Here is an 8,550-nt window from a genome sequence, read left to right as displayed (position 1 = left end):
TTGATGTACCGGCTGACCGGCACGCGCAAAACCGGGGTGCCCGCGCTGCCGGAAGGCCCGACTGTGTGCCCGTGCACCGCGTGCCGCCGACACGTCCGCCAAGTCGAAGCCGCGATCAGGCAGCAGACGGCCGAGCTGGACCGGGCCCGGCAGCGTCACGCCGAGCAGACCGACGACCCCGGCCGGGCCCGGTACGAGACGATCACCGAGGCACTGGGAGCCGCGTTGCACGGCCGGATCGTCGCTGCCGAATTCGAGACGCTGCGGACGGGACGGTTCGGCGCGAATCTCGCCGGGAGCCTGGCCCAATCCCCGAAGCGCATCCGGGCCGTGGTCGGTGGCGTCTACGGCCGGTACGGCCACGACATCGCCGCGATCCGCACCTACGCCGAGTCGCTGCCGCCGGCAGGGCAGCCGGTGCCGGCCGTAGCCGCATCGGCCTAGGCGACCACCGGGCCGGACGGGATCGTCCGTCTGCGTGGCGTTGAGGGGCCGCAGGCGTGGCCCTGAGAGCCACACAGACGGATGGACGTCGGTCCCCTGGTGGGATGGGATGGGCGGAACCGTCTACGGCGATCTGAGAGCGTCGGTCGGCTGTCGGTCAGGGTCGGTCGGGCGTTGCCGAATTGGCCGTTCTGGGATCAAGACCGGACCCCCGCCGGCGGGAGCCGAGCCGGCGGGGGTTGGGCGTCGACGAGCACCAGGCGCACGCCGCCGGCGGGGGGCATCGGAGCCGGTGGGGTCCTCGCGCACGCGTGCCTACGCGTAGGCACGCGCAGTTGGGCCGCGGGTTCGGGCTGTCGGAGTCTCCAGTGGAGACCGCGCAGGATGATCGACAGGAGAGTCTGAACGGGTTGCCGGTCGGCGGGAAGGTCGCGCCGGTGCCGCTACGGGTAGCGGCGGGGCGACCGGCCGGGGCTACCGCCGGCGGGGGTCGGAAGCAGCCACACCGGGCGGGGGTCGCGGGTCGCGGCCGGCACCGCTCGGAGCGTCGGACCGGTCTCGCCGGCGGGGGTGGGGGCCGAGCCGCCGCTACCGCGACCCGTCCGGCGGGGGCGAGCTGGTGGGCGTCGACGTGGGCCAGGCGCACGAGCACGACCGGCCGGCGGCCGGGGTGCCGCCGATGGTGTGCACGATCCAGGCCGGCGGGTGGCCATGCGCGCAGGCGCGTACGCGCGCGTTGGGGCCGTGCATGCACGGATCTTGCACACCGGTTTGCACACCGTCGTGCACGGCGTTGCACAGCCCGCTGCACACCACCGGGACGGCTGCCGAAAGCCGATCGTCACGTGACGACCGAACCTTGTTGACATTGTCAACGAGGTTCGACGCGGAGCAGATCGTTCGACCCGGCAGGGATCTTGAAGGCGGGAACATTGTTACCACCTTCAAGATCGTCGCGAACTTTCTGAAGGGTTTCAAGGGCGGGGCGCCGTGCCGGCGCCCCGCCGGCGCACGCGCCGCGCCGGTCGGGTTCGCCGCGCGGCACGGGGCCCCGCCTCCCTTCGGTCGGCACCCCGTGGCGCGTCGACCCGCCGGGCGCGTCGGAGCGCCGGCGGGTCGGGTCCGTCGCCCCCAGGAGCGAGACGACCGCGGTTCCCCGGGAAGCGTCGGGAAGCGTCCGCGGTGTTGCCGAGAACGAGCACCAGGCCCACCGAGACGACCCCGGCCGGGAAGCCTGCGGGGAAGGCCCCGGGGAGGATCATGGGAAGCGCCCCGTGTCTCGCCTGGCCGACCGGGACGCTTCCCGCCGACCGAGACACCGAGTCGCCCGACCGGGTGGCGAGACGACCCGACCGGGGAGCCGCCGGGAAGGATGCGGGGAAGATCCGGGAAGGATGCGGGAAGCGTCGCGCGTATCGCCCCGACTGCCGAGACGGGCCCCGATCCGACTGTCGAGACGCGCACCCGACTACCGGGGTCGGGACACCCGACTACCGAGGTCAACCAGGCACGGGAGCGTTGCCGGCCGAGACGTCCGGCCGACCGGGTCGGCTGCCGAGTCGGGTCGGTGGACCTCTCCAGTCGGGTCGGTCGGCGGGCCAGTCGGGAAGACCGCGGGAAAGATCCGGGGAAGATCATCGGGAAGCGGGAGCGAGACGCCGCGGGCCGCTTCCCGCTTCGGCTCGGCTTCGTCTCGTCTCGCTTCCCGAGGCTGCCGAGACGAGACGGGAAGCGCCCCGCCGGCGGCCGGACCGGGAAGCGCGCGCAGCCTCACCCGAGAGATCACCAAGCAAGATCGGAACCGGTTACACCTTTTGCACTTCCCAGTGATCAAGGTGGGGTGCACCGTCGAAAACGCGCGTTCTCGACACCATCGGCCGGTGTGCAGGCGGGCCCGGTGCACGGGGCCCAACGCGCGTGTGCGCCTGCGCGCCTAGGCAGCCGCGGGCCCGTCTGGGTGCGGGTCGGCGTACGCCTCCCTTATGTCGCGGAGTGCTTGGGGGGTGCCCAGCGGTCCGCCGACCTGCGCCAGCGTCAGCGGTCGGACCCCCCTGTGTTGGCGGGGGGTCCGGTGGGCCCCCCGGTGGGCGGGCGGGTGAGGGGTCCGATGGGCGGCGGGGGAGCCGAGCCGCGGCTCGGGTTCGTCGACGTCCGCCAGGCCCACGCCGCCGACGGGTGCGCACCGGTCCCGCTCGGTGCAAGCAGCGCCGGCCGCAGCCAGTCCCGTGGGTCTTTCAGCCGGCACGCCCAACAGCAGGGCGCACCGGACGGGAGCCCGACCGACCTCGCCGCCTCGGAAGATCTTGAAAAAGTAGGCGACCGGCCCCCGGCCGGCGGGTGCCCCACCTACCGGGTTCCGTCACGACGAAACGTTGACGATCATGCGCGGAAGATAGTCATCACCGTTGACAATCTCCCGCGGCGTGCGGGTGGTCCGGCCGGTCCGGCGGGGCATCCTTTCGTCATGACGGAACCCACCGAGAGCACCCGGGCGGCCGGGTGCGTGGTCTGCGGGGCGGAGCTGGCCGTGGCGTCGACGGGGCGGCCGCGCCGGTACTGCTCCGGTGCCTGCCGGACCCGCGCGTGGGCGGCACGCCGCTACGCCACCCCCGCGCCGACCGCACCCGTCGACGTCGCCCCGGCCCCCGCCGGCGGAGCACCGGACGATCGTCACGTGACGATCGTGCCGGGCGACGAGCCCGCGCCGGTCGGGGCGCGCACCGCGCGGCAGTGGGCCGCCGTCCTCGACGAGCTGTCCGCCGAGCTGCTCGCCGGACCTCTGGGCCGCCGGCACTACGACCACCGGCACCTGTACGCCGCACTGCTGCGCGCCTACGGCGCCCTGGACCACGCCCACCCCGGCGGCATCGACGACCTCGACCGCCACCACCGCCGCCGATGAGCCGCCACCGACAGTGAAACCGCGGACGAAACCGCGGCCCGCGGTACGCCGGACGCCTGGCCAGCCCGCCGAGACGAGCCACCACGCGCGCCTACGCGTGCGCACGCGTACGCGCGAGGCACCACCGCGGCCAAACCGCGGTTTGGCACAGCCGGCACCCCACACACCCCGTGACCACCAGCGGAGCCAGACCGGCCGGCGGACGACGAGCACCAGGGCGCGGCCGCCGAGCCGGACCGGCACACCCCCGGCGGCCGCGCCGACATCCCCCGGGCCAGCGGTCGTCACGTGACGACCGACCCGCACGAGGACCGGCCGCGCCGGACAGGCGACGAGCACCAGGCCCCCCGCGGCCGGCGGGCCCAGAACGCCGCGGCGTTCCGGCGGAGCACCGGAGCCCGCGACGTCGACGAGCACCAGGACGCCGGCGCCGAGCCCCTCCCCACCCCTTCAAAACCGGTTTTCTGTTTCCGGAAATCTGGTTTTGGGACCGGACGATGCCCCCTCCCCGGACGGACGTCCGCCCCCCGCCGACCGGTGTATGAGTGCAGTAACTCAGTAGGTCAGATGTCCCGCCGGGTGCGGAGTTCCCGCACGACGTCGTCCGCCAGCTCTGGGCGTTCGTGCAGGAAGGCGAGCAGGACGCGCACGACTTCCGACGCCCGGACCGTGGCCACGCCGACGTCCGGGGCGACGTCGTCGCACCACCGCTTGAACCGCATGTGGTCGACCGGCGCCAAGTCCACCGTGATGCGCACCGGCCGGGTACGCGGCGCCGGCGCCCCACCGCGGGGACGTGGCTCGCTCGCCCCGGTGTCCTCCGCCAGCGGAGGGGTGGGTGTCGCGTGCGCCGTCACCGCGGCCGCGCGCGCCGCCAGGTCGTCACGGCCCGCCCGCCGGGGCTGCGGGGTCACGCCGCCGCCCCGAGCGTCAGCAGCTCCTCGGCAACAGCCCGGTAGTGCGGGCCCACCACGACCGGCGCCCCGTACGCCTGGGCGTAGCTCTCCCGCCGAGGCACCATCGCGTCGAGCACCCGATGCCCGCCCGACACCACGACGTCGCGCACGACCCCCGTGGACGCCGCCCGCGGCACCGTCCGCGTCAGCAACGCCGCCACCGCCGGCGGAGCCTCCCGGACCGCCGCCACCTCGTCGAGCGCCGACCACACCGGCGGCAACCGATCCAGCTCGATCATCGTCGGGGCCAGCGTCACCGCGACCACCCCGGCCGCCCGCATCGCCGAGATCACGATCCCCCGATGATCCTCCATCGGCGGAGTGTCGATCACGATCGTCGAGTACCGATCCCCGACGATCCCCGGCAGCCGCCGGTGCAGGTCCCGATGAGCAAGCTCGATCACCGGCAACTCCCACTCCGCCAGCGACGCCCACCGCGCCGCCGACCCCTGCGGGTCCGCATCCACCAGCAGCACGTCCCCGCCGCCCCGTTCCGCCAGCGCATGCGCCAGGAACGCCGACGACGTCGTCTTCGAGCTTCCGCCCTTGAGATTCACCACAGCCATCACCATCACGCCGCGCATGCTCGCAGTACCGCAGTAACCAGGGGAAGACCCGACACACACCGTCACGCAAGCCCGACGACGCAAGGGATGACGCAAGCCACGACGCAAGGCATGACGCAAGGAGGATGCAAGGCCCCGACCTCCCCCCGGGCCCCGAGCCGGGACACCCGGGGCCCCTTGCGTCATGCCTTGCGTCATCCACCCCGCGGCCCCAGCCCGTCACGATCCGCACCCAAGCCCGGGGGAGTGCCGAGTAACGAGTGTCGAGTAACGAGTGCCCGACACTCGACACTCACCCCGCCGCCCGACCTGCACCAGGGCGCCGCCGGCGGGAGTAACGAGTGCCGAGTAACGGGCACTCGTTACTCGGCACTCCGATGTTCAAAACGCGCGTTTCCAACCAGCGCAAGCCCGTCCCCGACGACCCCCGCCGGCGGAGCGACCGTCACCCCCCGCGTACGTCATCCGTCATGCGTCGTCATCCAGCACGGGGGGACGCAGGCCCCCCGCCCCCGGCCGAGCCCACGTTTCCCCCCGGGCCACGACGCATGACGACGACGGACGACGACGCATGACGTACGCGCAGCGTCACCACCGACCGGCCAGCGTGCGCACCGTGCGCACGGTGCGCACGCCCGTTCCCTCGCGCGCGGCCGCGCGTAGAAGCCACCCCCGGCACACCGTGCACGCCTTGCACGGCCCGCACACCACCCCCGCGCACGCTGACACCGCGTAATCGTCGTGAGTCGCCAGTCGTCACGACTCACGACTCACGACCGGCCGCACCACCAGCTCCCCCGCCGACGACGCGACTCCCCCGAGTCGTGAGTCGCGCGACTCACGACTCACGACGTACCCGCAGCGTCACCACCGATCCTCACGTGACGACCGGCCACCCGACGCCGGAAACACGAACGGGCCCGAGCGGATGATCTCCGCTCGGGCCCGTTCCGGGACCGTCCTGCTACGACATGGCCACTCCGACGCTCAATCAGCCGATCGCCCCGACCATGTCGTGCTCGATCGCCTCAGGGTCCGTGATCGCCCCGTCTTCGTCGTCCTCCAGCGCCGCCATCTCACCGGCCGCACCCACCGGGCCGGTACGGGTCTTCGTGGTGCTCATCGCATCAAGTCGTCAAGGCCAGCCGCCACGATCGCCCCGTTGCCGTCGTCGGCGCCGTTCCCCAGCGCCGCCAGCGTCCACGTCCCCAGGGAGAGCACCGCCGGCGGCCACGCGGCAGGCAGCGGACCGCCGGCCGCCTCCACCTCCAGCAGCACCGCCAGCGCGGCCCGCAGCCACCCCACGTACGCGACGCCGCCCGACGACGTCGGCGGACGCCGGGCGAAGTCGTCAGCCGCCTCGAACACGGCGTACATCCCATACGCCAACGTCACGTAGTCGATCTCGTAGCGCAGCGCCGCCGGCCCGCCGTCCATCAGATCCACCAACCTCGCCATCCCGTGGCGCAGCAGCCCCCCGAGAACCTCGTCTTCCGAGACCACCGGTCGAGCGAGCACCCGCGTCAGCGGCATCTGCCCCGTCTCCAGCGTGTACCGCACGTTGAACGGCACCGCATCCGACGAGTCCTCCGCCGCCGCCACTTCGAACCTCGCCGCCACTTCGAGAAGATGAGTCATGGTCATGACCTCCAGCTAGGTCGGTCCTAGGCCGCCGGCCGGTGCTCGCAACACCGGCCGGCGCGCCGCTTTGGTGTACGCCTATCCCAGCACCCCCGAGGCGTACCGTCAATAGGCGTACGCCATATAGCGGCAACGGGGAGGGCACATGGCCGAGCTCGGCTACCGCCAGATAGCGGACGAGCTAAGAGGCAAGATCGTCGCGGGTGAGTACGCGCCCGACACGGTGTTGCCGACCCTCGTAGAGCTCATGGCTCGCTACCAGGCGAGCAGAGAGACCGTGCGCCGCGCCATCGGGCAGCTAGAGACAGAGGGGCTTGTCCAGGCGATCCGGCGCCGCGGAACGGTCGTTCGGGCCCGGCCGGACCGGAGCAAGATCGTGCGGCCGCGCGGGGTCTTCCGAGACAGCCTCGGCTACCTGATGGCGCGTGACTCCGGAGACTGGCGGGAGCTACGCCCTTCCGTGGTCGAGTACCGCCCCGCGCGGTCCCTGCCGGCAGGTATGGCCGAGTTGATCGGGGCGCAGCCCGACGATGACGTGTTGGTCCGGGATCGCCTCCTCGGTGATCCCGAGCAGGCGGCGCAACGGCAGGCGGCCGTTTCGTATCTGCCGAGCGACATCACGCGAGGCACGGCAATCGAGCAGCTCCGGACCGGCCCCGGCGGGCTTTACGACCGCCTCGAAGAGATCTGCGGCGAGCTGGTGTGGGACGAAGAGATCAGCGCCGAAGCCGCAGCACCGACCGACGTCGAACAGCTCGCGCTGCATCCCGGGACGCCGGTCCTACGCATCGTCCGCATCGCCACGGCCCGCGCAACAGACCGCGTGGTCGAAGTCTGCGACACCCGGATATCGGCGGAGCTGTACGCCGTTCGCTACCGCCTCGCTCGCCACCGGTCAGCGGCCTACCCACCCCAGCCGTCCGCCGCCAACCCGTCCGATCCCGGCACGCCGAGGTCACCCGGGATCGGCCACACCCCGCCGAGTCGGGAGGAAGCTCCGGACATCGGGCCGAACAGCCCCCAGAAATGATGTTGGCCCGGGGAGACCGTCACATCTCCCCGGGCCGGAAAGCCGTCTGCATCGGCGAGTCCAGGCTACGGGACCTTGTGTGCCGTCGCTACTGCACTCGCCCTGACTCTTCGGAGAGGGCATGCCGTCATCAAGGCCAGACCGGGGACACCCCGTTGTTGCTGCCGAGCTAGACGAACAGATGGAGATTGCCGCCGGCCGGCGGGCGCCGTTCACCATGTTGGGTGACTGGGTTGCCCTGTCCGGCATCGACGATCACGCGAAGGCCCTGTACTGGTGCCTCGCGATGCACGTCAACGTTGCCCGCGACGACACCGAGGTCTGGCCGAGCCGGTACACCCTCGCGGAGTGGTGCGGGTTCGCCAAGGCCGAGTCCGTGGATCGCTACCTTGCCCAGCTCGTGGAGCTGGGGGCCATCGAGGTCCGCCAGCACCGCCACGCCGGCGGGATGCGGGCCCGCAACCGGTACCTCGTCCACGGGTCTCCCTCCGACGACTACGCCGGCGCCCGCTCGTTGCACGAGTGGTACCAGCGACGCCGCGCCGAGGCCGACCCCGAGCCTTCCCGTAGTCCGTTCCAGCGGACTACGGCGCGACCTGCGGAAACACGAGAAACCCCAGCTCAGCCCGTAGTCCGTTCCAGCGGACTACCGGAGTCCGCCCCAGCGGACCTCGGTAGTCCGCCCCAGCGGACCGGAACTAAGACCAAGAACAACAAGACGAAAAACACCACCACCCCCGCGCGCACCCGCAAGGCACCAGCACCGAAACCACCGACCGGGGGTGGTGGTTCGAGTCCCCTTCGCCCCACCACGGAGCCGGCCGCCGAGTCGGAGGCCGCGCGGCTGGTGCTCGACACCGTGGCCGGGACGCTGACGCTCGGAGGCCCGGAGCGTGCCGTGCTCGCCGCGCCGATCGACGCCGCCGTGGCGGCCGGGTGGGAGCCGGCGGTGCTCGCCGCGCATCTGACCGCGGACCCCACCACGGACAAGATCAAGCAACCGGGCGGGTG

General features: G+C 72.4%; 8 protein-coding genes. 4 read left to right on the top strand and 4 right to left on the bottom strand.

Annotation, left to right across the window (positions count from 1 at the left end; all coding sequences use genetic code 11):
- Together FF36_RS30695 and FF36_RS30690 are read left to right on the top strand one after the other, a co-directional pair.
- A partial coding sequence (locus FF36_RS30695; RefSeq protein ID WP_206778501.1) for a hypothetical protein occupies nucleotides 1-444 on the top strand: 444 nt, incomplete at its 5' end.
- 2,464 nt (nucleotides 445-2,908) lie between these two features.
- Complete coding sequence (locus FF36_RS30690) at nucleotides 2,909-3,346, top strand: hypothetical protein (protein WP_044888711.1); 438 nt, start codon at nucleotides 2,909-2,911, stop codon at nucleotides 3,344-3,346.
- A 563-nt stretch (nucleotides 3,347-3,909) separates the two neighbouring features.
- On the opposite strand, the gene FF36_RS30685 is transcribed toward FF36_RS30690, so the two are convergent.
- From FF36_RS30685 to FF36_RS30675, 4 genes are all read right to left on the bottom strand, one after another.
- Entirely contained in the window at nucleotides 3,910-4,260 is a 351-nt protein-coding gene (locus FF36_RS30685; protein ID WP_032490081.1) for a hypothetical protein, read from the bottom strand.
- On the bottom strand, nucleotides 4,257-4,868 hold the full coding sequence (locus tag FF36_RS30680; RefSeq protein ID WP_157871755.1) for a ParA family protein: 612 nt from the start codon (nucleotides 4,866-4,868) through the stop codon (nucleotides 4,257-4,259). Before FF36_RS30680 ends, FF36_RS30685 begins: the two co-directional genes overlap by 4 nt.
- Nucleotides 4,869-5,859: 991 nt before the next feature.
- Entirely contained in the window at nucleotides 5,860-5,991 is a 132-nt protein-coding gene (locus FF36_RS40255) for a hypothetical protein (protein WP_277913002.1), read from the bottom strand.
- Entirely contained in the window at nucleotides 5,988-6,506 is a 519-nt protein-coding gene (locus FF36_RS30675) for a hypothetical protein (RefSeq protein WP_128423444.1), read from the bottom strand. The genes FF36_RS40255 and FF36_RS30675 overlap by 4 nt, the downstream gene beginning before the upstream one ends.
- Nucleotides 6,507-6,654: 148 nt before the next feature.
- Here FF36_RS30675 and FF36_RS30670 point away from each other — a divergent pair, with 148 nt between their 5' ends.
- A complete protein-coding gene (locus tag FF36_RS30670; protein ID WP_052681664.1) occupies nucleotides 6,655-7,539 on the top strand; it encodes a GntR family transcriptional regulator in 885 nt (294 codons plus the stop codon).
- 181 nt (nucleotides 7,540-7,720) lie between these two features.
- On the top strand, nucleotides 7,721-8,550 hold an 830-nt coding region (locus tag FF36_RS30665), incomplete at its 3' end, for a hypothetical protein (RefSeq protein WP_044888709.1).

It is taken from the genome of Frankia torreyi, from assembly GCF_000948395.1.
Taxonomy (GTDB): Bacteria; Actinomycetota; Actinomycetes; order Frankiales; family Frankiaceae; genus Frankia; species Frankia torreyi.
The sequence above is the reverse complement of the archived record's forward strand: the minus strand, read 5'-3'. Positions and strand labels throughout refer to the sequence as shown.

Bases quoted from the DNA above. Each gene is read 5' to 3' on its own strand.
- FF36_RS30675 (WP_128423444.1), bottom strand. From the start codon at position 6,506: ATGACTCATCTTCTCGAAGTGGCGGCGAGGTTCGAAGTGGCGGCGGCG.
- FF36_RS30690 (WP_044888711.1), top strand. From the start codon at position 2,909: ATGACGGAACCCACCGAGAGCACCCGGGCGGCCGGGTGCGTGGTCTGC.
- FF36_RS40255 (WP_277913002.1), bottom strand. From the start codon at position 5,991: ATGAGCACCACGAAGACCCGTACCGGCCCGGTGGGTGCGGCCGGTGAG.
- FF36_RS30670 (WP_052681664.1), top strand. From the start codon at position 6,655: ATGGCCGAGCTCGGCTACCGCCAGATAGCGGACGAGCTAAGAGGCAAG.
- FF36_RS30680 (WP_157871755.1), bottom strand. From the start codon at position 4,868: ATGGCTGTGGTGAATCTCAAGGGCGGAAGCTCGAAGACGACGTCGTCG.